This window comes from Arthrobacter sp. YC-RL1 (genome assembly GCF_001454985.1).
Taxonomy (GTDB): Bacteria; Actinomycetota; Actinomycetes; order Actinomycetales; family Micrococcaceae; genus Glutamicibacter; species Glutamicibacter soli.
This window is the reverse complement of record NZ_CP013297.1, coordinates 344,237-368,517: the sequence shown is the minus strand read 5'-3', so window position 1 is coordinate 368,517 and position 24,281 is coordinate 344,237. Positions and strand designations below refer to the sequence as shown.

18 protein-coding genes are annotated in these 24,281 nt (G+C 65.7%); 4 read left to right on the top strand and 14 right to left on the bottom strand.

The window, feature by feature from the left end; translation table 11 throughout:
• Positions 1–15 precede the first annotated feature (15 nt).
• Positions 16–828 (top strand): IclR family transcriptional regulator, encoded by an 813-nt coding sequence (locus tag ATC04_RS01685; protein ID WP_047120400.1) that lies wholly within the window; start codon positions 16–18, stop codon positions 826–828.
• 247 nt (positions 829–1,075) lie between these two features.
• Here ATC04_RS01685 and ATC04_RS01680 read toward each other — a convergent pair whose 3' ends face one another.
• The 3 genes from ATC04_RS01680 to ATC04_RS01670 all read right to left on the bottom strand — a co-directional run bounded on the left by ATC04_RS01680 (position 1,076) and on the right by ATC04_RS01670 (position 5,482).
• Positions 1,076–2,935: a BCCT family transporter gene (locus ATC04_RS01680; RefSeq protein WP_082124020.1), complete on the bottom strand. Its 1,860-nt coding sequence runs from the start codon at positions 2,933–2,935 to the stop codon at positions 1,076–1,078.
• 269 nt (positions 2,936–3,204) lie between these two features.
• Positions 3,205–4,419, bottom strand: coding sequence for a formaldehyde dehydrogenase, glutathione-independent (gene fdhA, locus ATC04_RS01675; RefSeq protein WP_047120401.1), 1,215 nt, complete (start codon positions 4,417–4,419; stop codon positions 3,205–3,207).
• A gap of 130 nt (positions 4,420–4,549) precedes the next feature.
• Positions 4,550–5,482, bottom strand: a complete 933-nt coding sequence (locus ATC04_RS01670; protein ID WP_047120987.1) for a LysR family transcriptional regulator — start codon at positions 5,480–5,482, stop codon at positions 4,550–4,552.
• A gap of 150 nt (positions 5,483–5,632) precedes the next feature.
• On the opposite strand from ATC04_RS01670, the gene ATC04_RS01665 reads away from it, so the two are divergent.
• Entirely contained in the window at positions 5,633–6,937 is a 1,305-nt protein-coding gene (locus ATC04_RS01665) for an aromatic ring-hydroxylating dioxygenase subunit alpha (RefSeq protein WP_047120402.1), read from the top strand.
• Positions 6,934–8,322: an iron-sulfur cluster-binding domain-containing protein gene (locus tag ATC04_RS01660; protein ID WP_047120403.1), complete on the top strand. Its 1,389-nt coding sequence runs from the start codon at positions 6,934–6,936 to the stop codon at positions 8,320–8,322. Before ATC04_RS01665 ends, ATC04_RS01660 begins: the two co-directional genes overlap by 4 nt.
• A 513-nt stretch (positions 8,323–8,835) precedes the next feature.
• Here the strand turns inward: ATC04_RS01660 and ATC04_RS01655 are convergent.
• Genes ATC04_RS01655 through purU form a run of 4 tightly spaced genes read right to left on the bottom strand, consistent with a single transcriptional unit; the run spans position 8,836 to position 13,791 of the window.
• Positions 8,836–9,696: a bifunctional 5,10-methylenetetrahydrofolate dehydrogenase/5,10-methenyltetrahydrofolate cyclohydrolase gene (locus tag ATC04_RS01655; RefSeq protein ID WP_047120404.1), complete on the bottom strand. Its 861-nt coding sequence runs from the start codon at positions 9,694–9,696 to the stop codon at positions 8,836–8,838.
• A complete protein-coding gene (locus ATC04_RS01650) occupies positions 9,693–10,316 on the bottom strand; it encodes a cyclodeaminase/cyclohydrolase family protein (protein ID WP_047120405.1) in 624 nt (207 codons plus the stop codon). The genes ATC04_RS01655 and ATC04_RS01650 overlap by 4 nt, the downstream gene beginning before the upstream one ends.
• 7 nt (positions 10,317–10,323) lie before the next feature.
• Entirely contained in the window at positions 10,324–12,843 is a 2,520-nt protein-coding gene (locus ATC04_RS01645; protein ID WP_047120406.1) for an FAD-dependent oxidoreductase, read from the bottom strand.
• Between the two features lie 39 nt (positions 12,844–12,882).
• Positions 12,883–13,791 carry a formyltetrahydrofolate deformylase gene (purU, locus tag ATC04_RS01640; RefSeq protein ID WP_082124021.1) on the bottom strand — a complete coding sequence of 303 codons (909 nt, stop codon included), beginning with the start codon at positions 13,789–13,791 and terminating at the stop codon, positions 12,883–12,885.
• A gap of 123 nt (positions 13,792–13,914) precedes the next feature.
• Between purU and ATC04_RS01635 the strand changes: the two genes are divergently transcribed.
• On the top strand, positions 13,915–14,592 hold the full coding sequence (locus tag ATC04_RS01635) for a GntR family transcriptional regulator (RefSeq protein ID WP_047120407.1): 678 nt from the start codon (positions 13,915–13,917) through the stop codon (positions 14,590–14,592).
• Between the two features lie 58 nt (positions 14,593–14,650).
• On the opposite strand, the gene ATC04_RS01630 is transcribed toward ATC04_RS01635, so the two are convergent.
• The 7 genes from ATC04_RS01630 to ATC04_RS01600 form a co-directional block, all read right to left on the bottom strand.
• Positions 14,651–17,518: an exo-alpha-sialidase gene (locus ATC04_RS01630; protein ID WP_052772539.1), complete on the bottom strand. Its 2,868-nt coding sequence runs from the start codon at positions 17,516–17,518 to the stop codon at positions 14,651–14,653.
• Positions 17,519–17,762: 244 nt separating this feature from the next.
• Complete coding sequence (locus ATC04_RS01625; RefSeq protein WP_047120408.1) at positions 17,763–18,452, bottom strand: N-acetylmannosamine-6-phosphate 2-epimerase; 690 nt, start codon at positions 18,450–18,452, stop codon at positions 17,763–17,765.
• Complete coding sequence (locus ATC04_RS01620) at positions 18,452–19,399, bottom strand: ROK family protein (RefSeq protein ID WP_047120409.1); 948 nt, start codon at positions 19,397–19,399, stop codon at positions 18,452–18,454. The genes ATC04_RS01625 and ATC04_RS01620 overlap by 1 nt, the downstream gene beginning before the upstream one ends.
• 11 nt (positions 19,400–19,410) lie before the next feature.
• A complete protein-coding gene (locus ATC04_RS01615; protein ID WP_047120410.1) occupies positions 19,411–20,352 on the bottom strand; it encodes a dihydrodipicolinate synthase family protein in 942 nt (313 codons plus the stop codon).
• A 74-nt stretch (positions 20,353–20,426) separates the two neighbouring features.
• Positions 20,427–21,233, bottom strand: a complete 807-nt coding sequence (locus ATC04_RS01610; RefSeq protein ID WP_047120411.1) for an ABC transporter ATP-binding protein — start codon at positions 21,231–21,233, stop codon at positions 20,427–20,429.
• Positions 21,230–23,248 (bottom strand): dipeptide/oligopeptide/nickel ABC transporter permease/ATP-binding protein, encoded by a 2,019-nt coding sequence (locus ATC04_RS01605; protein WP_047120990.1) that lies wholly within the window; start codon positions 23,246–23,248, stop codon positions 21,230–21,232. Before ATC04_RS01605 ends, ATC04_RS01610 begins: the two co-directional genes overlap by 4 nt.
• Positions 23,249–23,260: 12 nt before the next feature.
• Positions 23,261–24,217: an ABC transporter permease gene (locus ATC04_RS01600; protein ID WP_183043247.1), complete on the bottom strand. Its 957-nt coding sequence runs from the start codon at positions 24,215–24,217 to the stop codon at positions 23,261–23,263.
• Between the last annotated feature and the right edge of the window lie 64 nt (positions 24,218–24,281).

Below are 24,281 nucleotides of genomic sequence, written 5' to 3'. Positions count from 1 at the left end.
ATCCAAGGAGTTCAGATGACAGCGGTAGAACATGACGAGCGACAGAACGCCCGCGCCGACCAGTCCGGCGAGTCGCGCGGCGCCTCGGTGATCGTCAATGTCATCGACGTGCTGCGCTGCTTCAGCGTGGAACGCCCGGTCCTGGGCGTCACGGACATCGCCGCCGAGGTGGGGCTGCACAAGTCCAGCGTCTCGCGCATCCTGGCCACCCTGGAGCAGGAACGCATCGTCGAGCGCAACGAGCAGACCCGCAAGTACAAGCTGGGACTGGCGCTGATCGCGATCGCCGGCCCGCTGCTGGCCAATCTGGATGTCCGCCAGGTCTCCTATCCGCTGCTGGAGGAGCTGCGCGACGCCAGCGGGGAGAGCGCCATCCTGAGCATCTGGGATGGCAGCGAATCCGTCTCGGTGGAACAGCTGCCCTCCACCCGGCTCGTGAAGCACACCTCCGTGCTGGGAAGCCGCTACCGCACCGGGCTGAGCGCCTCGGTGCAGATGTTCCTGGCCCACCAGCCCGCGGAGACGGTGCGCTCCCTGCTCGACGGCGGCAGGATCGAGTTGCCCCAGGTCATGGCTGTGGAGGACTACCTCCCGCGGCTGGAGGCCGTGCGGCGCCGGGGCTACTCCATCAACTACGGCGAAACCTCCCGCGACGAGGTCAGCGTCGCCGCGCCGGTCTTCGACCACCGCGGGGACGTCGTGGCGGCGGCCATGATCGCCGCCCCGTACTACCGCGTCTCGGCGACGGACCTGGACGAGCTGTGCACCCAGACGGTGCGCACCGCGAAGCAGATCAGCGCCCGCCTGGGATACCAGACACAGGGTTAAAGTGCCCATTCCCCACCGCGCTGCAGGCAACGCAACAATCATCCGCCGCTGGCGGCTGCCGCCGCTTGTTCGGCAATTGTAGTCTCCAACAATTCCCCATACCGGGGTGCGGCCATTCACCGGCCAGCGACTTTGTCGGCCAGCGGGCAGCGCCGCAGCATGGGAAACCGCCCCGCAGGCGCCCCAATCGCAACGCGACCGGGGAATCTACGGGGCGGCTTTGCCTGCCGAAGCTCCGGCAGTACAGCTAGCGTTGGCCGTCCGGAACTGCCTCGCCGGAAGGCGGAGCCTGCGAGGTGAGCAGCTCTTCGAGCTCGCTGTCGGATTCGTCGAGGGTTTCGACAGGTCCGCTCTTGCGCTCCACCACCGGAACCTCGCGGGTCATCAGGCTGAACTCGCCGCCATCATGCCGCTCCAGCCCCTGGACAATCGACTGCTCAAGCACCTCGCGGGCCACGCGGTCCTGCAGGATCAGCGGATCGCGGCTCAAGTCCTTCCAGATGGCCACGCATAACAGGAGCATGACCAGTACAAACGGCAGCGCTGACACGATGGTGATGTTTTTCAATCCATTCAGCGCGGCCGATGGATCGCTGCCGCCAGCCAGCAGCATCACCGCTGCCACCACGCCAGTGGCCACACCCCAAAAGATCACGGACTTCTTGCTGGGTTCCTCGGCGCCACGTTCGCTCAGCGCGCCCATCACGATCGAGGCGGAGTCCGCGCCGGTGACGAAGAAGATGGCGATGAGCAGCACCATGACCACCGACAGGACCACGGCTATCCAGCCCGGTAGCGGCAGGCTTCCAAGCAGATCGAACAGCACACCGTCGAAGTCCATGTCCGGAACGCCGTCAACCATGGTCACCAACTTGGCTCCGACATCCCCGGCCTGCGTGGCACGTTCCTGGATCCCGATGGCGCCACCGCCGAAGATGGAGAACCACAGCAGCGTGACGCTCGAGGGAACCAGCAGCACCCCTGTCACGAACTGGCGGATGGTGCGGCCGCGGGAAATCCGGGCCATAAACATGCCGACGAACGGCGACCAGGAAATCCACCAGGCCCAGTAGAACACGGTCCACGAAGACAGCCAGCTGGCCATCGTGTCGTCTCCGGCGGCGGTGCGCGAAGCCATCTGCGGCAGGTCGCCTAGGAATGAGCCGATGGCGTTCGGAATCAGGTTCAGGATGAACAGGGTCGGGCCGCCGATGAAGACGATCAACGCGATAATCACTGCCAGCACCATGTTGATGTTGGACAGCCATTGGATGCCGCGTTCAATCCCGGAAATGGCAGAAGCAACGAACAAGGTCGTCAGGATCGCGATGATGACCACCAGCACACCGGTGCCGACAGTTCCCAGGACACCCGTGGACTGGATGCCTCCGCCGATTTGCAGGGCGCCGAGTCCCAGCGAACAGGCCGACCCGAACAGCGTGGCCAGGATTGCGAGGATGTTGATGACACGGCCACCCCAGCCGTTGGTAGCCCGCTCGCCGAAAATAGAGCAGAACATCGAGGAGAACAGCTGCGGGCGTCCCAGCCGGTAGCTGCCGTAGGCCATGCCCAGCCCGACAATTGCGTACATCGCCCAGGGGAACAACGTCCAGTGGAATAGCGTGGTGCCCATGGCGGTGCTCACTGCGGCGGTGGTTTCCCCGTCGACCGTGCCCGGCGGGGGCGACATGTAGAAGAACAACGGTTCTCCCACACCGTAGAACACCAGCCCGATCCCCATGCCGGCGGCGAACATCATGGATATCCACGACACCGTGCTGAATTGCGGTTTCTCGCCGTCCCTGCCCAACGGGATGCGTCCGAAACTCTTGGCTGCAACGATGAGGACAAAGGTCGCAAAGGTGGCCGCCGCGATGACGAATAGCCATCCCGCGTCGGTGATGACCCAGTCCAGGGCCGCACTGGCAGCGCTGCCCAATCCACTTGGCGTGGCGATGCCCCAGATGATGAATCCCAGGGCAACGCAGGCTGCGATGCCAAATACCCAGAAGTCGGTTCCGGAGGCATGCGGTTTGCTCGGACGGGACCGGCGAACTTCATGCAGTTCCCCGACGAGGTCTCTGATCGTATGGTCGCTCTTTTTCATTGTGCTCTACTTTCCCTGCCACCCCGGCACATGAGCGCACGGGTCGCGGCGGCAGCCCTGCGAATTCGACCGCCAGCCAACGGGTGTGGTTGAACATTGCGATTAGTGCTTCAGCGGCAGAACGTCCGGGGGAGGGACAAGCGGACTGGTGCCTGCAGGACACTGCGGGGGCAGCCGCGATCGGTACCACTGATTGAGGAAATGGTTTTGGACAGGCGCCAGGCAGCGAAAAGTTTCGGCTGCCCGGCGCCCGGCCCGGATAAGCCGCGCTAGGCGCTGATCATGCCGTGCGGATCAAGCACGAACTTCTGGGCTGCTCCGGCATCGAATGCCGCATAGCCTGCGGGTGCATCGCTCAACGCGATGGTCCCGGTATTCACGTTCTTTGCGATTGAGACCTTGTCGTGCAGGATCGCCTGCATGAGGCCACGGTTGTATTTCATCACGGGGCATTGGCCGGTCACGAAGGTATGGGATTTGGCGAAACCCAAGCCGAAGCGCATGGACAGCGACCCGACGCGGGCAGCTTCCTCCGCAGCCCCTGGATCTCCGGTGACATACAGGCCGGGGATGCCCAGGCTTCCGCCGGCACGGGTGATCTCCATCAGCGAGTTGAGCACCGTTGCCGGCTGCTCGATGCCGGCATCGTGGCCGTGGCCGCGGGCTTCGAAGCCCACTGCGTCGATGCCGCAGTCGACTTCAGGCACGCCCAGGATCTGCTCGATCTGCGCGGCTGGCTCCCCCAGCGACACGTCGACCGTCTCGCAGCCGAAGCTGCGGGCCTGAGCCAGACGGTCGGCGTTCAGGTCGCCCACGATCACCACCGCTGCACCCAGCAGCTGGGCCGAGGTGGCAGCAGCCAGGCCGACCGGCCCCGCGCCAGCTACATAGACCGTGGACCCTAGGGTCACCCCAGCGCCGACGGCGCCGTGGAATCCTGTGGGGAAGATGTCCGAAAGCATGGCCAAGTCGAGGATCTTTTCCATGGCTTGGTCACGGTCCGGGAATTTCAGCGCATTCCAGTCCGCATAGGGAACCAGCACGTATTCGGCCTGGCCGCCGACCCAACCTCCCATGTCGACGTACCCATAGGCGGAGCCTGGTCGGTCGGGATTGACGTTCAGGCAGATTCCGGTCTGCCCCGTCTTGCAATTGCGGCAGCGTCCGCAGGAGATGTTGAAGGGCACCGAGACGATGTCCCCGACTTTAAGGAACTCGACGTCGCGGCCCACTTCAACGACTTCGCCGGTGATTTCGTGGCCAAGCACCAGGCCTTCTGGAGCGGTGGTTCGTCCGCGGACCATATGCTGGTCCGACCCGCAGATGTTCGTGGCGATGGTTTTGAGGATGACGCCGTGGTTGACCTGGCGCCCGATGTTGTCCGGGTGGACTCCCGGGCCGTCCCGGAGCACGAACTCCGGATAGGCCGTGTCAATGACTTCAACTTTCCCGGCACCTGCATAACTGACCGCTTTATTGCTCATGTGGAAACCACCTAGCTCTAAAATATTAGTTGGATATTTGCCGTCGACTACCCATAGTGTGTCGCCGCTCACAACGACCTGTCAAGGGGTGAGCGAGAAAAAGCCCAGCCAAGCAGGGAAGCCTCGTGCGCTAAAAATCCTCGGCCAAACGCTCCGCCGAAATGCGTTTCGCTTCGGCCTGCAGGAAGGCCAGCGAGGAGCGGATGAGCGGGGATTTCCGCGAACCGCTGCGCACCGCCGCCACGATCCTGCGGGTCGGGCAGCTCGCTCCCACCAGGCGTAATCTGGACACCCCGAAGCCGCCATTCAGGCTTGCCAGTCGCGGCAACAGCCCAACGCCCAGTCCCGCGCCGACGAATGCGAGCATGGTGTCCCATTCAAGGGACTCGTGGGCGATCTTCGGCGTGTAGCCGATGGCGGTAAAGGCGGACACGAACAATGCGCGGTACACGGAACCCGGCGCATCGGTAATCCACGGCTCCCTGGCAAGCTCCTCGAGCCTCACAGATCGCTGCCCAGCCATCGGATGCGAAGCGGGAACCACCACGTCCAGCGGATCGTCAAGGAGCGAAACCAACTCAAAGCGCCCATCTTCATCCATGCCGTGCCCCGCCTGCATTGCCACGATCACCGCCAGATCGATCCGCTCGGCAATCAGCAGGTCGAGGCAACGAGCCGGGCTGGCTTCGATGACCTCCACCTCGACGTCCGGCTGGCCGGTGCGCAGGTTAGCCGCCAGTGGCGCGAGCAAGTGGGCCGCGGAGGTCGAAAAACCTCCAAGCCCCAGGCACGACTGCACCTGGTCATCCGCATTCAGCGCGGCTGCGCGCAACTGCTCCCAGTCGGCCAGCATCCGGTCGGTTCCCTGGATCAGCAGCCGCCCCGCGGCTGTAAGCCTCAAGCTCCTGCCGTCTCGTGCCAGCAGGTCGAATCCAAGTTCCTTTTGCAGTTCGCGGAACTGCGCCGAAATCGCCGAAGGAGAGTATCCCGTCAACTCCGCCGTCGCTGCAATCGTCCCGCAGCTGGCAAAAGTTCTCAAGGTGATGAGCCGATGATCAATCATGCGGTAATTCTGCACGATCAACCTCAAGTATTTGCGCTTTTATTGAAATCTCGCACCATCTAATGTGATCTACGCAACCTGCAGTAACAATCCCCAGATTGTCCGTCCTGAGCAGCGGCTCTCATCTCATATTTGCCGAGGAGCAACGACATGTCTGTTTCGACCCCTGCGTCACGATTTTCCAAGGGAAAGCTCGCTTCATCCCTTCCGACACAGCAACTGGAGGAAATCAAGGAACTTTTCGACAACCGGCGCATCGGTTTTTCACTGGACGCTCCGTTCTATACCGATCCGACCATCTTCAAGCTGGACATGGAAGGCATCTTCGGGCAGCACTGGCTGTATGCGGCAAGCGTTGCCGAAATCCCTGAACCCGGCGACTACGTCACCATCGACTACGGTCCGACATCCCTGATCGTTTCACGCACCGACGGCGGCGGGGTCAATGTCCTGCACAATGTCTGCCGCCATCGCGGTGCCCGGGTGCTCACGGAGAAATCCGGATCTACCGGCAACATGGTCTGCGGTTACCATTCATGGACCTACGCCCCGGACGGCGAGCTCATCCATGCCTCGGCTCCGGGCGAGACTTCCTTCGACAAGAGTTGCTTCGCGCTCAAACGTGCCCACAGCCGGATCTACGCCGGACTGGTCTTCGTCTGCGTTGCCGAGGAACCGCCCACGGACTTCGACGAAACGGCCAAGATCTTCACCCCCTATCTCGCACCGCACGACCTGTCCCGGGCCAAGATCGCCTACCAGCAAAATATCGTCGAAGAGGGCAACTGGAAGCTGGTGATGGAGAACAACCGCGAGTGCTACCACTGCGACGGCCACCCGGAGCTTGCCTGCTCACTGTTCCCGACCTGGGGGCTGACCGATGAGCTCGTGCCTCCGCATTTGGAAGAGGTCTGGGACCGCAACAAGGAAGCCGAGTCGTCGCTGGAGGAACGCTGCCGTCGCTACGGACTGCCTTACGAGGTCGTCGAAGAACTGGACACCCGCATCGCCGGCCTCCGCATTTCACGCGAACCACTGGACGGCCACGGCGAATCCTTCTCCCCCGACGGCCGCCGCCTGTCCAAGAAGCTGCTCGGCGATCTGCGCGACTTCCGTCTGGGCCGTTGTTCCATGCACCTGCAGCCGAACAGCTGGTTCCACTTCCTCGGCGACCACGTGATTACCTTCGGCGTTTTCCCGATCAACGAGCACCAGACCCTGGTCCGCACCACGTGGCTGGTCGCTGACGATGCGGTGGAAGGCGACGACTACGATCTGGAGCAGCTGACCTACACCTGGAAGCAGACCAATCTGCAGGACAAGGCCTTCGTTGAACTCTGCCAAACCGGCGCGGGCAGCCCCGCCTACGAACCCGGCCCCTACATGAAGAGCGAATACCAGGTGGAAGCATTCATCAACTGGTACGTGCAGCGCATGCAGGAGCACCTGGCATGACCGTAACCACCACAAGCATCCAGGCGGCGGCAATCCAGCGCATCGGCGGTTTGGAGATGCCGTGGAACGCGGTCCTGCGTTCCTCGGAGCAAGGAAGCGGAGCCGCCAGGGCGCTGAACCCGTGGCATCCGCAAGAGTTCACGGCTGAATGCGTTCAAACCATTCCGGAGGCGGGCGGCATGAAGACCTTCGTCTTCCGCCGCACCGATGGGGCGCCGCTGGCATTTCGCGCCGGCCAGTACCTGAACTTCGCCTTTCCGGTCAACGGGGACGGCGAAGATCCGGTGGACCGCAGCTATTCCATCTCCAGCGCGCCCACCGCCCCGTGGACCTTCAGCATCACAGTTAAAAGGGATCCCAAGGGGCAGGTGTCTCCGTGGGTACACGAGAACGTGCAGCCGAGCACCGTGCTCGATGTCTTGGGCCCGGTCGGGGCATTCCATTTGCCGGATATCGAACGGCGAGCGCGTTTCCTGTTCTTGGCCGCCGGAGCCGGAATCACCCCGATCATGTCCATGGTGCGCACCATCCATGCGTTGCCGGGAAAAGCCGACGTGGTGGTGCTCTACCACGGCGCCGAGCCGGGTGGCTTCGGCTTCTCCACGGAGCTGGAATACCTTGCGGCCGTCGATGAACGGCTCAAGGTCTACTACTCGCTGGGTGAACGTTCGGTGCCGGGCGACTGGGGCTGGATGCATGGGCGCCTGACCGCGCAGATGCTTGAGCAGGTCGCGCCTGACGCCAACGGCCGCCAGGTCTACGCCTGTGGCCCCGAGGGGTACTTGAACCATGCAGCCGACCTGCTGCGGCAGGTAGGCGTGGATGACACGTCGATTCACATGGAGTTCTTCTCTGGCGATCGCAAGACGCTGCTGGAGTACGAGCAGGAAGTGGCTTTTGCCGGCGAGCTTGCCGTGGAGTACTCGGAGGAGCTGCAGGAGAACTCCGAGGAGTTTTTCGAGCAGCAGCCAGTTGAATTGGGAATCTATGAGCCTGCCCTGGATGAGAACGGACAGCTGATCGAGGACGCGGCGAGCGCCCCCGACTCCGCAGGCATTGGAGCGGAACGCAGGCCGATTGCAGTGCCGCCCGATGCGTCGTCCTTCGAATCGGTGGGAGAGGGAACCTTGAACATGGCATTCCTGAAGACCGGTCTCAACGTGCGCATATCCCCGGGTGAGCAGATCCTGGACGTCGCCCGCCGGGCTGGAGTGCGCATTGGCGCCAACTGCCAGGAAGGCATGTGCGGATCCTGCAAGATCGTGAAGGTCACCGGCGAAGTGACGATGAACCACCAAGGCGGCATCCGCGCCCGTGAGATTTCTGCGGGGAAGTTCCTGCCGTGCTGTTCGACGGCAGACACCGATCTGGTGATTGACCACTAAGGTATTCATCAGGCGAAGCCCCGGCCCGGCATCAAGCCAGGCCGGGGCTTCTTGCTGCCCGGGGGCCGGAGCCGCCTCCCGATCTGGCACACTCCACCGGGGGAAGCATTCGTCGGCCGGGCTATATTGACTTCCCGCGCAGGGCGAAGCCGCTCGCTGAGGACTGGTGGCGGCGGAGAGTTTGCCGCGGCCGATTTGCCGGGACATGGCGGGTCTTTCTCCGAGGAGGCGGTGGAGCTTCCTGTTTTCCACCGCCGTTGGATCCAGTGACGCCCCGTCCCTCATCGGTGCGCCGGCACGGGCGAAGCGCCGCACCCTCGCACTCCACCTTGCCTCGCAGGCGCGCGAAAAAGACCGCCTCGATCTGCGCCTTCCAAGGAGATCTCAACGGTCTTTCGCGCTTCCTGCCCGGCGCACCGCACGCTGACACGGACGCGCTTCCCGCAACCGGTGTGCTGCGGAAAGAACGTCCGTTTCAGCGGCGGCCAGGTGCCACTTCGCGCTGGCGGGAAATCATTGGCGCTCCACGACGCTTTCAAGCGCCGCTCGCGTGGTGCGCAGCAACAGCAGCGCAGTGGTCACGGTGCCCACCCCTCCGGGAACCGGGGTCAGGGCCCTGGCGATACCCTGCACGCTGCTGGACTCTACATCGCCTATCAGGTTGCCCTGCCGATCCACGTTGGTGCCGACATCCACCACGACGCTGCCTGACCGCACGTTCCCGCCGTCCAGCAGCCCGGCCCGGCCGGCGGCGGCCACGACCACGGAGGCCCTGAGAGTGTGCTCGGCCAGTTGCGGCGTCTGCGAATGGCACACGCTCACGGTTGCATCGCGGTGCAGCAGCAGCTGCGCCAGCGGCTTGCCCACCACCATGGAACGCCCGACAACCACCGCATGCTCTCCTGACAACGGCACTTCGTAGTGGTCCAGCACCTCGATCACCGCCTGCGCCGTGGCGGCCGCAAAAGCCGGCAGCCCGGCGGACAGGCGCCCGAAGCTGAGCGGGTTCGCACCGTCGAGATCCTTGACCGGCGGGATCAGGGCCACCAGCTCGCCCACGTCCACGCCGGCAGGCAGCGGGGTCTGCAGGATGATCCCGTGCACTTCTTCGTCAGCGGCGAGTCCGCGCAGCGTCTGGGCCAGTTCCCCCGGTTCCGCATGCGGTCCCAGGTCGAGCACGTCGCACCGGATCGAGGCCTTGGCCGCTTGCTGGGCGATGGACCTCACGTACCACCCGGTGGATTCGTTGTCGGTGGCCACCACGACGGCGACTCGCGGCTCGACGCCCTCCGCGCGGAGCCGGGCGACGTTGCGTCCGGTTCGTTCGCGCAGCGCACGGGCTACCGGCAGTCCGTGGAGCATCTTGGCGCTCATGCGGCCAGCGCCTTGCGGACGGCTGCCGAGATCCGGTCGGCGCGGCACATAGCCTGTTCGGCTTGCTGTACGGCTGCGCCGAGCCGTTCCACGACCTCAGTGGTGTGCAGCGATCGGGCATTGATTTCCATGGTCACGACGGCGGTTCCGAGCCCGGCACGGGCCGCGTCGGCCGAAGCCGCCACGTCGCTGAGCACCATTTGGTTGCCGAATTCCAGCAGCTGTTCGGCCAGGGAAATGATCTGCGTGCCGATATCCAGGACGTCAAGCTGCGGATCGGCGGCCAGGATGGTGGCCTGCTCGATGGAACGGGTGCGCTCCTGCTGCTGTTCCGGATCTTCCCGGGGCAGCCGGTAGGCGCTGATCACCGCGGCGAACACCAGTTCGTCGCGTTCGGCGAGCTGGATGGAGCGTTCGCGCAGGCGGTCGGAGGCCTCGGCGATACCCTCGGCGCGGGATTCGACCTCCCGGTAGCGTTGCCCGGTGGTGAAGCGCGCAACCATGCCCAGCAGGGCCGCCGCCTGGGCCAGGTGCAGCCCTGCGGCGGCCCCGCCCCCGGGAGTTGGTTCCCGGGAGGCGAGCCGGTGCAAGTAGTCCTCTATGGTGAGACGGGCAATCATCTGTCCGCTACACCGAGACCTTGGCGTCGGTTGCCGGGGCTTCCTGAATGCCGCGCAAGCGCTTCATCTGCGGATCGTACAGCGGGTCTTCGGTCACGGTGGCGGCGATGCGCTGGCCGAAGTAGTCGATGTGCACCGTGTCGCCGAAGTCGAAGGACGCCGGCAGGTAGGAGTAGGCAATCGGACGGCCGATCGTGTAGCCGTAGGCGGCGCTGGTGACGTAACCTACGACTTCTTCCCCGGCGTACACCGGCTCCTTGCCCAAGACGACCTCGTGCGGGGTGTTGACGACCAGGCAGCGCAGCTTCCGGGTCACCGGCTGCTGGGCGATCCGCTGCAGCGCTGCCTTGCCCACGAAGTCCTCTTCCTTCTTCTTGGCGATGGCGAAGTCCAGTCCCGCTTCATACGGGTTGTGCTCGGTGGTCATGTCGGCGCCCCAGGAACGGTAGCCCTTCTCCAGCCGCAGCGAGGCGAAGGCCGCACGGCCGGCGGGAATGATGCCGAACTCCCGGCCCGCTTCAAAGAGCACATCCCACAGGCGTTGGCCGTTGTCCGCCGTGGTGTAGATTTCCCAGCCGAGCTCGCCCACGTAGGACAGGCGCCAGGCGCTGACCGGTACGCCAGCGATGTGGGCCTTGGCCAAGCGGAAATACTTCAGGCCCTCGTTGCTGAAGTCGTCGTCGGAGAGCTTCTCGATGACCTTACGGGCGTGCGGGCCCCACAAGCCTATGCAGCAGGTGCCGCCGGTGATGTCGCGGATCTGGACCCAGCCGCCCGGGATTCGCCCTTCGTTCTGGGCCTTGGCTTCCACGGTGAAGTAGGCGAGGTCGATGTTGCCGTTCGCGCCTACCTGGAAGAGGTCTTCCTCCAGTCGGGCGATGGTGATGTCGCTGCGGATGCCGCCGGCTTCGTCCAACAGCAGGGTGTAGGTGACCGAGCCGACTGACTTCTTGGCATTACCGGTGCTCAGGCGGTGCAGCAACGCCGCGGCGCCCGGACCGGAGATTTCAAAGCGCTTGAGCGGCGTCATATCGTACATTGCCACCGCGGTGCGGGTCTTCCAGGCTTCCACGGCCGCGATGGGCGAATGGAACTTGGCCGCCCAGGTGTCTCGCTGCGGGTCCTGCCATTGCTCGGGCAGGTCCTTGAGGTAGACGGCGTTTGATTCGTACCAGTACGGGCGTTCCCAGCCGCCGCCCTCCAGGAAGAATGCACGCTGTTCGCGCTGGCGGGCATGGAACGGAGAAACGCGCAGGTCGCGCAGGGCCAGTCGGGGTTCCAGCGGATGGCGCACATCGTAGATCTCCACGAAGTTCTGCTGCGAGGTTTCGCTGACGAAACTCGGGGCCAGCTGGATGTCCTCGAAGCGGTTGACATCCGCTTCGCCCAGTTCGATGGAGCTGCGCCCGTCCACGATCAGCTCGGCCACCGCACGGGCGATGCCCGCGGAGTGGGTCACCCAGACGGCCTCGGCCAAGTAGAAGCCCTGGACCTTGGGCGACTGCCCGACCAGCGAGCCGCCGTCCGGGGTGAAGGAGAAGATGCCGTTGAATCCGTGGGCGATGTCGGTTTCGGCCAGGTCCGGCAGGATTCCCTTGGACGCTTCCCATGCAGGCAGGAAGTCCTCCATGGTGAAGTCCAGGCTGGAGGGCATGCGCTGCGATGTGTAGTCCTCGGCCTTGATCTTGGGCAGCGCGTCCACCGGGGAGGGCATGGGCTTGTGGGCGTAGGAACCGATGCCGTAGCTGTCCCCGTGCTCGCGGAAGTAGAGGTCCTGGTCTTGGTGGCGCAGGATCGGCAGGCTGGCGCCGTTGGGCTGCTCGTTGCGTCCTTCAAGACCCTTGACCTTGGTGGTCTTTACGTACTGGTGTGCCAGCGGTAGCAGCGGAACGGAGATGTCCAGGAATTTGCCCACTTCCACTCCCCAGAAGCCCGCGCAGGAGACCACGATGTCGGCGGCCAGGAATTCCTCTCCCAGCCAGACGCCGGTAACCCTGCCGTTCTCCTGCTCGATGCCGATGACCTCGGTGCGGTCGCGGTAGGCCACCCCGGCTTCGGAAGTGCTGGCGACGAGCTTCTGCACTGCCTTCGCGGCCAGGGCCAGCCCGTCGCCGGGCAGGTACAGCCCGCCGAGCACCAGTTGGCCATTAAGCAGCGGATACATTTCCAGGCATTGCTCGGCGCTGAGCAGCTGCGCTTCCAGTCCGGCGGACTTGGCGTAGCCGTGGCGGCGGCGCAAGTCGCGCAGACGCGTTTCGGTGGTGGCGACCTCCAAGCCGCCCACTGGGTTGAAGCAGTCCAGGGCTGCGAGCTTCCGCGCGGTGTAGGTGGCGAATTTGGTCATGGAGCGCGAAGGGTTGGTCTGGAAGACCAGGCCCGGTGCATGGGACGTGGAGCCTCCGGGCAGGTCCAGCGGACCCTGCTCCAGCACGGTGATGTTGGTGTGGCCGCGCTGGACGAGTTCGTCGGCCAAGTTGGTGCCGACAATGCCTGCGCCGATGATGACGATGTGCTGCTGAGTGGACACGATTTCTCCTGTTGGTCTACGAGGTTCTGAGGGTGCTGGCTAACGGAAAACGACGGTGCTGGAACCGTCGAGCATGACGCGGTTTTCGCAGTGCCATTTCACTGCACGGGACAGCGCCTGGGATTCGGCGGTCTGCCCCACCTGCGCGAGGGCACGGGCGTCATGGGTGTGGTCCACGCGGATCACTTCCTGCTCGATGATCGGGCCCTCGTCTAGATCCGCGGTGACGTAGTGGGCGGTCGCGCCGATCATCTTCACGCCCCGGTCGTGGGCCTGCTGGTAAGGGCGGGCGCCCTTGAAGCCGGGAAGGAAGGAATGGTGGATGTTGATGGCCCGGCCTTCGAGCTTGGCGGTGAGCTCGTCCGAGAAGATCTGCATGTAGCGGGCCAAGACCACCAGGTCGATGTCGTACTGCTCGATCAGCTCCAGCAGCCGGGCTTCGGACTGGGGCTTGCTGTCCTTGGACAGCGGTACGTGGATATAGGGAATTCCCGCACCCTCTGCCATCTGTCGAAGATCGTCATGGTTGGAGACCACCAACGCGATCTCTGCATTCAGGTTTCCCTGGCGCCAGCGGAAGATGAGGTCGTTGAGGCAATGCCCGCTCTTGGAAACCATCAGCAGCAGCCGGGTCGGCTTGGAGCCGTTGAGCTGGTACGTCATGGAGAACCGCTGGGCTACGGCAGAGAACTCCTGCTGGAGCGCATCGCGGTTGATGGGCTGCGGCGTGGTGAAGGCCGTGCGGATATGGACTCGCCCGGCGCCGCGGTTGTCGAACTGTTGGTGTTCCTTGATGTTGAACCCCCGGGAGGAGAGGAATTCGGCCACTCCGGCGACGATTCCCACCTGGTCCAGGCAGGAAGCGGTGAGCACGAATTCCGTATCGAGCCCGGCTGGCAGCTCGGCGACGGATGCGGAATCTTGTACTGTCAGGTTCAGGGGGCTCATGGCAACTCTCATTCGAAGTACGCGAAAAGTATCCAACTAATATATTAGGATTGTGAAGTAGTCTAAATCACATAAAATTTGTTGGTCAAGACTTTTTTCAGATGGACTGAGGGAGATTTCAGGATGGGCGAAACCACCACCGCCGCAACCCGCCAACCGGGCACGTCACTAGCGGAATTCGCCTATGGGCAGCTTTGCCAGAAATTATTGACCCTGGACATTGTTCCCGGGGATCCGATTCGCGAGGAAGCCTTGATGGCGGAGCTGGAGATCGGCCGCACCCCGCTGCGCGAGGCGCTCAAACGCCTCGAACTGGACAAGCTCGTGGTCAGCTATCCCAAGCGCGGCACCTTTGCCACGCGTGTGGAGATCAGCGATCTCGCCTACATTTCGGAGATCCGACAGGTCCTTGAGCCTATGGCAGCGGCCCGCGCAGCACGAGTCGCCACCGATGCCACCCGGGAGACGCTGCGCGAGGTCGCTCGGGATATCGAGACTCTGGATGGGGACTCGGGATCCATCAAGGAGCTGCTCACCTTCGATTCCCGGGTGCACCGCAGCATCTACCGCGCCTGCGGCAACCCGCATCTTGAGGATTCACTGATCCGCTATAACAACCTGGGCACGCGGATCTGGTGCACTGTGGCGGACCAGTTGCCGCATTTGAACGTCCATATCAAGGAACACCTGCAATTGCTCGCGGCCATCATCGATGGCGATGAGCGCGAAGCCTCCGAACTGGCGGCCGAGCATGTCCGCGCCTTCGAGGTCGCAGTCCGCGAAGCCCTGCTGGCCAAATAGGCCGGAACACGAAGTCGGGGCCCATCCATGTTCACCATGGATGGGCCCCGACGTTTTGCTACTTCACGCGCACGCTGCGAATCTTGCTGCTCGATTCGCCGGCGTCATTACCCAGCTTCACCTGATACTCGTAGGTCCCGGGCTTGCGGTCGCTGAGAACGGTCACCACACGCTGGGCCGCGGGGGTTGCGGCGACCAGTTCCTGCGAGTCGACCAGCTTTCCGTTCTCGAACAGCTGGTAGCTCGTGGCATTGGTGCCCCACCACATGTCGGTGGTCAGCGTCAGCTCCCCTCGCGAGGATCCCGCCTTGGCGCTGAGCACCGGGGTGCCGGGGTTCGCGTCCGTGACCTTGACCTTGAGCACCGCGGTCTTGGTGCTTCCTGCCGCATTCACCAGCACACCCTGGTATTCGTAGGTGCCGTTCTTCCTACCTTCGATCCCCACCCGGGCCTGCTGCGCCGCAGGAGAGGCGGGAACCAGGTTCTTGCGGGCGATCTCCCGGCCGCCTTCCAACAGGATGAACTGCGAGGCGTTGGACCCGGACCACAGGTTCATGGTGACGGTGAAATCGCCGTCCTTCAGGCCGGTGTCGTGCCCGTTGTCATCGGACAGCACGGCCTTGCCAGGCTTGACGGTCGCGTCGTCCTTCGGTGCCACGTTCAGCTGCAGCGCGGGCAGCTTCAGCTCCGCCGTGGCCAGGCGCAAGCCGTTGGCTCCTTCCAGGGTTTCGGTTCCGGCTTCCAGCAAGCCCGCTTCGATATCCGAGGTGCTCAGCGTACGGGTAATCTCCACCGTGGCGCGCTCGCCTGCGGCAAGCTCCTGAGCCTCCCAGCTGGCGCCATGCAGGCTGGTCAGCCGGACGTTGCCGTTGTTGTGCACGCTCGCCGTGTAGGTGACGGTGTCGCCGGCAGACGCGTAGCCGTCGGCGTCCAGGTCGTTGACCACCGGGTCGGCGGCCTCGGCGGCCAGCGCCGGGCGCCGTTCCAGCACGTCGACCTCGTCTGCGGTGATCACGTAGTCGTTGAGCACCGTGGTGTAGTCGTTGAGCTTGCCGGCGGTCCACGTGGTCTTCGGGACGAAGAAGCCGTCGGAGAGGTCGGCCTCGGTCACCGTGTGGCGCGGGGTGGCGCAACTGTAGGACGCGCCGGCCGCGAGATTCGAGTAGCGGCAGTTGCCCGCATCGCTCGGCTGCCCGACGGGCCGGGCCGCGAACGGCGCGAAGTTGCCCTCGGTCGGGACCACCCACTGGTTGACGTTGCCGGCATTCTTCACGGTGAACGTGTACGGCAGCTTCTCCCCCGTCTGGTACGGGGACGCGGCGAGGTCGCGGCCTGCATCGGCGCGTTGGCCCTTGATGTCCAGGCCGGTCACTTCCTTGCCGGTGATCTCCGCGTCCACGAGGGCCTGGGACATCTTGCCGCTGGAGTCGGTGAACTGCAGCTGCAGCTGCTGGCGTCCGTTGGCCACCGCGGTGGCGGTGACCGGAAGCTGGACCGTGCGCTGCTCCTTGGCCGGGATCGGGTCGATGGACAGCTGCCCGGAGGAGACCTGGCTGTTGCCCTGCACCTGCAGGGTGCCGCCCACCGGGTGGTTTTCCTGGTTGGTGATCGTGACGTCCATGGCGGCAGTCTGTCCGGCGTCGGCGGTGAACTTCGGGGCGGACATCGGAGCGCACACGTAGTTCAGCCAGTCCTCGTCGATGGAGGCGAAGTCCATGGAGTTGGTGTAGCTGCCCTCGTAGAAGACGCCGTACCGGCCGTCATCCATGGCGGTTGCCACCGAATAGGCGGAGAATCCGCGCCGGATGGTGCGCAGTCCCGGCCAGGTCTTGCCGTCGTCGCAGGACACCCGGGCCGAGACGTTTTCGCGGCCGGTCTGCGAGTTGGCGCCGGTGTACAGCAGTTTCCTGGCGTCGTCGCTGCCGGCCTGGGCCTCCGGGAACATCTTGGTCAGGTGCGCGTTGTTGGTCGGATCCGGCAGCTGGCGGTCCTGGACCACGGCGGAGTAGCTGTGCCCGCCGTCCTCGGAGATGGCGACCTTGCGGAAGCCGCCGCCCGCCGAGTCCCGCGAGTTGAGCATGATCCTGCCGTCGGAGAGCTCGACAACCTTGTTTTCGTCCATGGAGGTTCCGGTGAACTCGCCGCGCTGCCAGGTGGCCCCGTGGTCGTCCGAGTACACGGAGTACGCCTGGTAGGTCTGCGAGCCGTTGGCCTGCACCACGTCGCCGGCGTACTGCTGGATCAGCCGGCCCTTGTAGTCTCCGCGGGTGACCTGGATGCCGGCGCCCGAGGTGGCGAAGGTGCTGCGCACCGCGCCGGGCACCGGCCCATCCCCTGGTTTGGCCACGTCGGTGATCAACCGCGGAGCGCTCCAGGTCTCGCCGCCGTCCGTGGATTCGACCACGGCTGCGCTGATCACCTGACGATTGCCGTCATCATGGCCCCAGGTGCTGCCGTGGAAGCCCTGGTCCTTGGAGTAGACGAAGAAGTTGAAGACCTTGCCGGATTCCTCGTCGAACACGTAGCTCGGATCCGAGTAGCCGTATTTGCCTTCGGTGGCGCTGCCGGGGAAGCCAGCGGCCACGGTGGTCATGGGACCCCAGGACTTGCCATTGTCGACGCTGCGGCGCTGGACGATGGAGTTGGGGTTGGGCGCATCGGCCGCGCTGCCCGGGCGCGCGTCCCAGGAGGCCAGCACGACGCCGTCACCCAGGTGGACCAGGGCGGGGATGCGGTAGAAGAAGTTCGCGTCGGTGCGATCCTGCGCGAGGTTGGCCTCGGCGAACTGGCCGGGCGCCGCGGTAGGGTCTGCGTCGCTGAGCGATCCCGCGGCATTGGCGGCGGGCATCAGCGACAGCGGTACCGCCAACGAGACTGCCACGGCCAGGGCAATGGATCGGCGGCGATGACGATCAGGAAATTTCATCGGGAGCTGGTTCCTCTCACTCGGGGTGAAATGGGGGTTCCGTATTTCATCGGATGTACGACGTGGGATGTCATACCCAGCTTATGTGGTGCGCGTTACGTTTGGTAGTTAAATTATCAACATTTTGAATATTTAAAGACTAGTCAAAATCGATATATTCACTTAGCACGACTATCCGCGCGCTGCGCCGAAGGTCTCGGCGCAGCGCGCGGATAGGTTTGCTGGAAACGCGTTGTTGGCCCGGTCAGTCGGCCGCCAGTGCGTCCCCGAACCAGGAGGTGATGGTCGCCGGATGCGTGATGGCGGTGCCCACGACCACCGCGAAGGCGCCGGCGTCAACGGCCGCGCGGGCCTGCGCGGGGGTGTGGATGCGGCCTTCGGCCACCAGCGGGCGCTCCAGCCCGGCCGCGGCGATCTGCCCGATCAGTTCCAGGTCCGGCCCGTCGGTCTTCGCGCGTTCGCCGGTGTAGCCGGCCAACGTGGTGCCGATCAGGTCGGCTCCGGCCTCTGCCGCGGCCAGCGCGTCGCCCAGCGAGCCGCAGTCGGCCATGACCAGCGCGCCGCTGTCCTGGTGCACGGCGCGGATGGTCTGCTCCAGACTCTTGCTATCGGGGCGTTCGCGGCGGGTGCCGTCCAGCGCCACGATGTGCGCCCCGGCCTGCGCCACGGCCAGCGCATGGTGCACGGTGGGCGTGATGAACACGCCCTCGTGGCCGTCCTTGAACAGGCCGATGACCGGGACTTCCACCGCGGAACGGGTAAACTGGATGTCCGCGAGCCCCTGCACGCGCACCGCGGCCGCGCCGCCGATGACCGCCGAGGCGGCCACCTGAGCCATGGTCTGCGGCAGCCGCATGGGCTCGCCGGGGTAGGCCTGCGCGGAAACGATGAGTTTGCCCCGCAGGCTTTCAAGTTGGGCTGGGGTCAGCAGCATCAGGGAGTTGTCCTTTCAGGGGTCCAGAACAGGCTGGCGGCGCCGTAGAACGCCGCGGTAGTGCCCAGCTGCGCGGGCACCAGCTGCGTGCCCTGCAGCGAGTCGATCGCGCAAGCCGCGTAGCCTTCGCGCAGCCACTGCCACCAGGCGGGCCCGGCGTGCGCCATGCCGCCGGAGATGATGACCAGCTCGGGGTCCAGGATGTTCGCCAGCGATCCAGCGGCCCTGCCCGCGGCCAGGGCCCCGGTGCGCAGCGCCGTCACCGCAAGTTTGTCGCCGGATTCGGCCAGCTTTGCCACCGCGCGGGTATCGACAGCCTCCGGGTTTCCGCCCAGCCGCAGGTAGTGGCGGTGGATGGCAGGCCCGGCGGCGATGGCTTCCAGGTGCCCGGTGCGTCCGCAGGAGCACGGGATCCCTGCGGCTAGCGGGGAGTCGATGTGGCCCATGTGCCCGGCCACGCGGTGGGCGCCGGTGTGCGCCTGCCCGTCAATGAGGTGGGAGCCGCCGATGCCGGTACCCACGGCCAGCAGCAGCACCTCGCGGGCGCCGCGGCCCGCGCCGAACCGGGCTTCGCCCAGCCCGTGCGCGTGCACGTCGTTGACCGCACGGGTCTCAAGACCCGTGCGCTGGAACATCTGGCCGGCAAGGTCGGTGCCCGCCCAGCCGGAGATGGTGTCGGTGGCCGAGAGCACGCGGGCGGTGGCCGGGTCGATGACCCCGGCCGCGCCCAGGCCCAGGCCGTCGATGCCGCACCGGGCCCGGGATCGCAGGTCGGCGACCAGTTTGGCCATGGCGTCGAGCACCGCGTCGGCGCCCTGCGTGGCAGGGGTGGGCAGTCCGCTCGAGACTAGGATGCCGGCTTGCGGGTCCATGACGGCGCCGGCGATCTTGGTGCCGCCCAGGTCCAGGGCGATCACCGCACCGGCGCCGCGGGGGTTGTGCTGCATTCCGGGCGGACCTACTTGGCGCCCAGCAAGCCGGTCTCGGCCAGGATTTCGCGGATGGCGGCGGCCTCGGAGTCGTTCAGGTCGGCCATCGGCGCGCTCATGGTGTTGCCGGCGATGACGCCCATCTCCACCAGGGCGGTCTTGAAGGCGCCCAGGCCTGCGGCGCCGCCGGAGACGCGGGAGGAATCAGGGGTGTAGACGATGTCGAAGACGCGGGCCAGGCGGTCCTGCTCCTTGGCGGCCTGCGCCCAGTCGCCGGCCACGGCGGCGTCGAACAAGCGGCGGTAGCCGGCCGGATCCACGTTGCCCAGGCCCGGAACCACACCGTGCGCGCCGCCGAGCAGCGCGCCGTCGACGACGACCTCGTGGCCGGTGAAGACGGAGAATCCCTCGATGTGGCTGGTGGCCAGCAGCAGCTGGCGGAAGGAGACGTCATCGCCCGAGGAATCCTTGACGCCGGCAATGACCCCGTCGGTGGCCAGGCGGATCGCCACGTCCAGCGGCAGCTTCACGTGGGTGCGCACCGGCACGTCGTAGGCGAAGATGTCGATGTCCAGGGCTGCGTGGATGATGCGGAAGTGCGCCTCGATCTCCGCGGCGTTGGACAGCGCGTAGTACGGGGTGGTGACCACCAGCGCCTGGGCGCCGAGCTCGATCATGCGGCGGCCTTCCTCGATGACGCGCTGCGTGGTCTGCTCGTTGGCGCCGACGATCAGCGGCACGCGGCCGTTGTTGGCCTCGGCGATGGTGGAGACCGCCAGCTCGCGTTCGGCGTTGGTCATGTAGGGGACCTCGCCGGAGGAGCCGAGCACGAACAGGCCGGTCACTCCCCCGGTAACCAGGTGCTCCACGACCGAGCGCAGGCCCGGCACGTCGATGGCGCCCTCGGCGGTGCGCGGGGTGACTACCGGCGGGATGACGCCGGTGTACTTGGGGTTGTTCGCAAATGCCACGAAACTTGTTCTTTCTACTGATGATCCGGCGGACGCCGGGTCGAATTCTTCTGTGCCCGCAAGGATGCCGGCGGCTAGTGCTCCAGCAGCGCGGGGGCGGCGCCGAGCAGGGTGCGGGTGTAGTCGTTGGACGGGGTGTCGAAGACCTGCGCCGCGTCGCCCTCTTCCACGATCTGCCCGGCGTTCATCACGCAGATGCGGTCCGAAACGTAGCGCACGGTCTGGATGTCGTGGGAGATGAACACCATGCCCAGGTTCAGCTGCGCTTTCAGGTCGGTGAGCAGATTCAGCACCTGTGCGCGCACTGAGACGTCCAGCGCGCTGGTCGGCTCGTCCGCGACGATGACTTCGGGCTCAAGGGCCAGCGAGCGGGCGATGGCCACACGCTGGCGCTGGCCGCCGGAGACCTGGCTGGGCAGCGCGGAGGCGGCCGAGGGCGGCAGGCCCACCACGGAGAGCAGCTCCAGGGCCTTGGCCCGGCGGCTGGCCGCGGTGCCGATGCCGTGCACGCGCAGCGGATCGGTGAGCGTGTCCATGATGCTCATGCGCGGGTTCAGCGCGGTGGCCGGGTCCTGGAAGACCACGCCGACCGAGCGTCCGAAGCTCTTGCGCGCGGCGGCGTTGCGCCGGCCCACCGGCTCGCCCTGGAACAGGACGGTGCCGCTGGTTGGCTCCTGCAGGCCGACCAGCACGGAGGCCAGGGTGGACTTGCCGCAGCCGGACTCGCCCACGATGCCCACGGTCTCGCCGCGGCTAACCGTGAAGTCCACGCCGTTCACTGCCTTGACCAGCCGCGGCGAGAAGAGCTTGCCGCCGCGGATCTTGTGGTGCACGTGGATGTCCTTGAGTTCGATGACCGGACTCTGCACGGTGTTACTCATCGCGCTGCTCCTGACTGTTCTGCAACCGGGGTGTCGCCCGCGCCGCGGTGGCTTGCCCAGCGGTGCTCGCTGCCGGCGGACACCGGCACGAAGGCCAGGTGCGCATCCGGGTCGGCATCCGGGCGCTGGGAGCGCTCGGCAAAGCGGTCGCCGTCGGCGAAGTCGTACGGGCTGGGGACGGTGCCGGGGATCTGGTGCAGGCGGTCGGCCTGCGATTCGATGGAGAGCACCGCGCCAAGCAGGCCGCGGGTGTATTCATGGTGCGGGGCGATCAGCACGTCGCTGATCGGCCCGGATTCGACCACCTGTCCGGCGTACATTACGGTGACACGGTGCGCCAGCGAGGCCACCAGGGCCAGGTCGTGGGAGACGAAGACCATCGCGAAGCCCAGCTGCTCGCGCAGCTCGTTGAGCAGGTCCACGACCTGCTTCTGCACGGTGACGTCCAGCGCGGTGGTCGGCTCGTCGCAGACCACCAGCTTGGGGCTGCGCGAGAGGGCCATGGCGATCAGCACACGCTGGCGCTGTCCGCCGGAGAGCTCGTGCGGGTAGGACTTCATGGTCCGCGCCGCATCCAGCTTCACCAGGGTCAGCAGCTCCTCGGGGCTCTTGCGCCCGCCGCGGCGGGTCAGCTGGCGCAGCTGGTCGCCCACGAGCATCGAGGGGTTCAGGCTAGACAGCGCATCCTGGTAGACCATGGCGATCTGCTCGCCGCGCAGGCCCTTGTAGACCTTGTCGTCCCCGGCCAGGGTTCCGCCGTCGGCGGTGGCCGGCAGCAGCTCGCGGCCCTCGAAGGTGATGGAGCCCGACAACTTGGCGCTGGGGCCCAGCAGGCCCATGATGGCCAGCGAGGTGATGGACTTGCCGCAGCCGGATTCCCCGACCAGCGCCATGGTCTCGCCCTCGCGCACCGAGAATGACACGTTCTGCACGATCGGGGTGTCCTCGTAGCGTTGCGGGAAGCGGATGGACAGGTTCTTGACCTCGAGGATGGTGCGCGGGGTCCCGGAGGACGCGTCGAGCACCAGGCGGTCGGTGCGCGCGGCCTCGGTGGCCGCCAGCGCGGCGAGTTCGGCTTCCAGGCGTTCGGCTTCGGCGGTGTCAGCTGCCTGCTTGGCGACCTGTGCCTTTTCCTCGCCGGCGGCCTTCTTCTTGGCCGAGCCCTTGACGTTGACCAGCGCGTCGGTCATGCCTTCGGCCAGGATGTTCAACGCCAGCACGGTCAGCAGGATGGTCAAACCGGCGAAGGTGGTGGCCCACCAGGCGCCGTTGAGCACCAGGGTGCGGCCGTAGGAGATCACGTTGCCCCAGCTCGGAGCCGGGTCCTGGATGCCCGCTCCGAGGAAGGAGAGCGAGGCTTCGAGGATGATCGCGTCGGCGACCATCACGGTGGCGAACACCAGCACGGGGGCGGCGCAGTTGCGCACCACGTGGGTGATGAGGATGAAGAAGCGTCCGGCGCCGATCACGCGTTCGGCGCGCACGTAGTCCTCGCCCCACTGGGCCAGCACGTTGGCGCGCACCACGCGGGCGATCTGCGGGGTGTAGATCACGGCGATGGAGATGATGATGACCGGCAGGGTGTTGCCCAGCGAAGCCAGCAGCGCGGCGGCCAGGGCGATGCCCGGGAACGCCATGAGCATGTCCATGATGCGCATGATGGTCTCGTTGGCCCACTTGGAGCCGGTGGCCGCCAGCGAGCCGAGCAGGCCGCCGGCCAGCAGGGCCAGCGCTACCGAGCCGAGGCCCACGAGCAGCGAGGACTGGGCGCCGTAGAGCAGGCGCGAGAAGATGTCTCGGCCCAGACGGTCGGTGCCGACGGGGTTCTCGGCGCTGGGCGGCTGGGCGGGGATTCCGGTGGCCAGCGGGTCGTGCGGGGCGATCAGCGGCGCGATGACCGCGATGATGCCGATGACCAGCAGGAAGGCCAGGGCGATTTTCGAACCCAGCGTCAGTGACTTGAAGCGTGCGCCCGAGTCGCTCAGGCGCGCCACGAGCTTGTTGCGCGGTGCCATGATGGTCATTTGCTACACCGTCCTAATACGCGGGTTGATCAGCAGGTAGAGCAGGTCGACGACGATGTTCACCAGCACGAAGGTGATCGCGATGGCCAGCACCACGCCCTGGACCAGGTTGGTGTCTTGGTTGGTGATGCCGTTCATGATCAGCTGGCCCATGCCGGGCAGCGAGAAGATCATTTCGATGACCACCGCGCCGCCGAGCAGGTAGCCGATGCGCAGGCCCAGCACGGTCACCGGGGTGACCAGCGCATTGCGCAGCACGTTGCGGCTGATGACCTCGTTGCGCGGCACTCCGTTGCCGATGGCGGTGCGGACATAGTCGCGGTCCAGCTCCTCCACCATCGAGGTGCGCACCACGCGGATCAGCGAGGCGGAGACCGGGATGGCCAGCGCGAGGGCCGGCAGCGCCATGTGCTGCAGCCAGGTTCCCGCACCGGATCCGGCCGGGGCCGCGCCGCCGGAGGGGAACAGCGGGTTCTCACCCAGGGCCAGCCACTGGATCAGCAGGATGCCAAGCCAGAAGGACGGGGTGGCAATGGCCGCGATGGAGAAGATGCGCACCAGCTGGTCCGGCCACTTGTCGCGGTACAGCGCGCCGATGACGCCGAAGATGAGGGAGATGACCACGGCGATGATGACGCCCAGGAAGGTCAGCTGCAGGGTCAGCGGGAACGCCTTGGCGATCATCTCGGAGACCGGCTGGGCCGGCGGAGTGGTCACGCCGAAGTCCAAGCGGATCAGGCGGCCCAGGAAGGAGAAGTACTGGATGAATAGCGGGTCGTTCAGGCCGCGCTCCTCGCGGTAGGCCTCTTTGGCCTCGGCGCTGGCGCCTTCGCCCAGCGCGCTGGTCGCCTCATCGCCGGGGGCGAGTTTGAGGATGATGAACACCAGCAGCGAGATGCCCAAGATCATCACCGGCAGCGCCGCCAGGCGGCGCAGCAGCAAGTTCAGGAAATTTCCCACGCAATGACTCCGTTGGGTTTTGGGGAAGAATATTTCGGCGGGTGTGCAGGGCGCCGCACCCGGG

Bases quoted from the DNA above. Each gene is read 5' to 3' on its own strand.
- ATC04_RS01685 (WP_047120400.1), top strand. From the start codon at position 16: ATGACAGCGGTAGAACATGACGAGCGACAGAACGCCCGCGCCGACCAG.
- ATC04_RS01680 (WP_082124020.1), bottom strand. From the start codon at position 2,935: ATGAAAAAGAGCGACCATACGATCAGAGACCTCGTCGGGGAACTGCAT.
- fdhA (WP_047120401.1), bottom strand. From the start codon at position 4,419: ATGAGCAATAAAGCGGTCAGTTATGCAGGTGCCGGGAAAGTTGAAGTC.
- ATC04_RS01670 (WP_047120987.1), bottom strand. From the start codon at position 5,482: ATGATTGATCATCGGCTCATCACCTTGAGAACTTTTGCCAGCTGCGGG.
- ATC04_RS01665 (WP_047120402.1), top strand. From the start codon at position 5,633: ATGTCTGTTTCGACCCCTGCGTCACGATTTTCCAAGGGAAAGCTCGCT.
- ATC04_RS01660 (WP_047120403.1), top strand. From the start codon at position 6,934: ATGACCGTAACCACCACAAGCATCCAGGCGGCGGCAATCCAGCGCATC.
- ATC04_RS01655 (WP_047120404.1), bottom strand. From the start codon at position 9,696: ATGAGCGCCAAGATGCTCCACGGACTGCCGGTAGCCCGTGCGCTGCGC.
- ATC04_RS01650 (WP_047120405.1), bottom strand. From the start codon at position 10,316: ATGATTGCCCGTCTCACCATAGAGGACTACTTGCACCGGCTCGCCTCC.
- purU (WP_082124021.1), bottom strand. From the start codon at position 13,791: ATGAGCCCCCTGAACCTGACAGTACAAGATTCCGCATCCGTCGCCGAG.
- ATC04_RS01635 (WP_047120407.1), top strand. From the start codon at position 13,915: ATGGGCGAAACCACCACCGCCGCAACCCGCCAACCGGGCACGTCACTA.
- ATC04_RS01630 (WP_052772539.1), bottom strand. From the start codon at position 17,518: ATGAAATTTCCTGATCGTCATCGCCGCCGATCCATTGCCCTGGCCGTG.
- ATC04_RS01625 (WP_047120408.1), bottom strand. From the start codon at position 18,452: ATGCTGCTGACCCCAGCCCAACTTGAAAGCCTGCGGGGCAAACTCATC.
- ATC04_RS01620 (WP_047120409.1), bottom strand. From the start codon at position 19,399: ATGCAGCACAACCCCCGCGGCGCCGGTGCGGTGATCGCCCTGGACCTG.
- ATC04_RS01610 (WP_047120411.1), bottom strand. From the start codon at position 21,233: ATGAGTAACACCGTGCAGAGTCCGGTCATCGAACTCAAGGACATCCAC.
- ATC04_RS01605 (WP_047120990.1), bottom strand. From the start codon at position 23,248: ATGGCACCGCGCAACAAGCTCGTGGCGCGCCTGAGCGACTCGGGCGCA.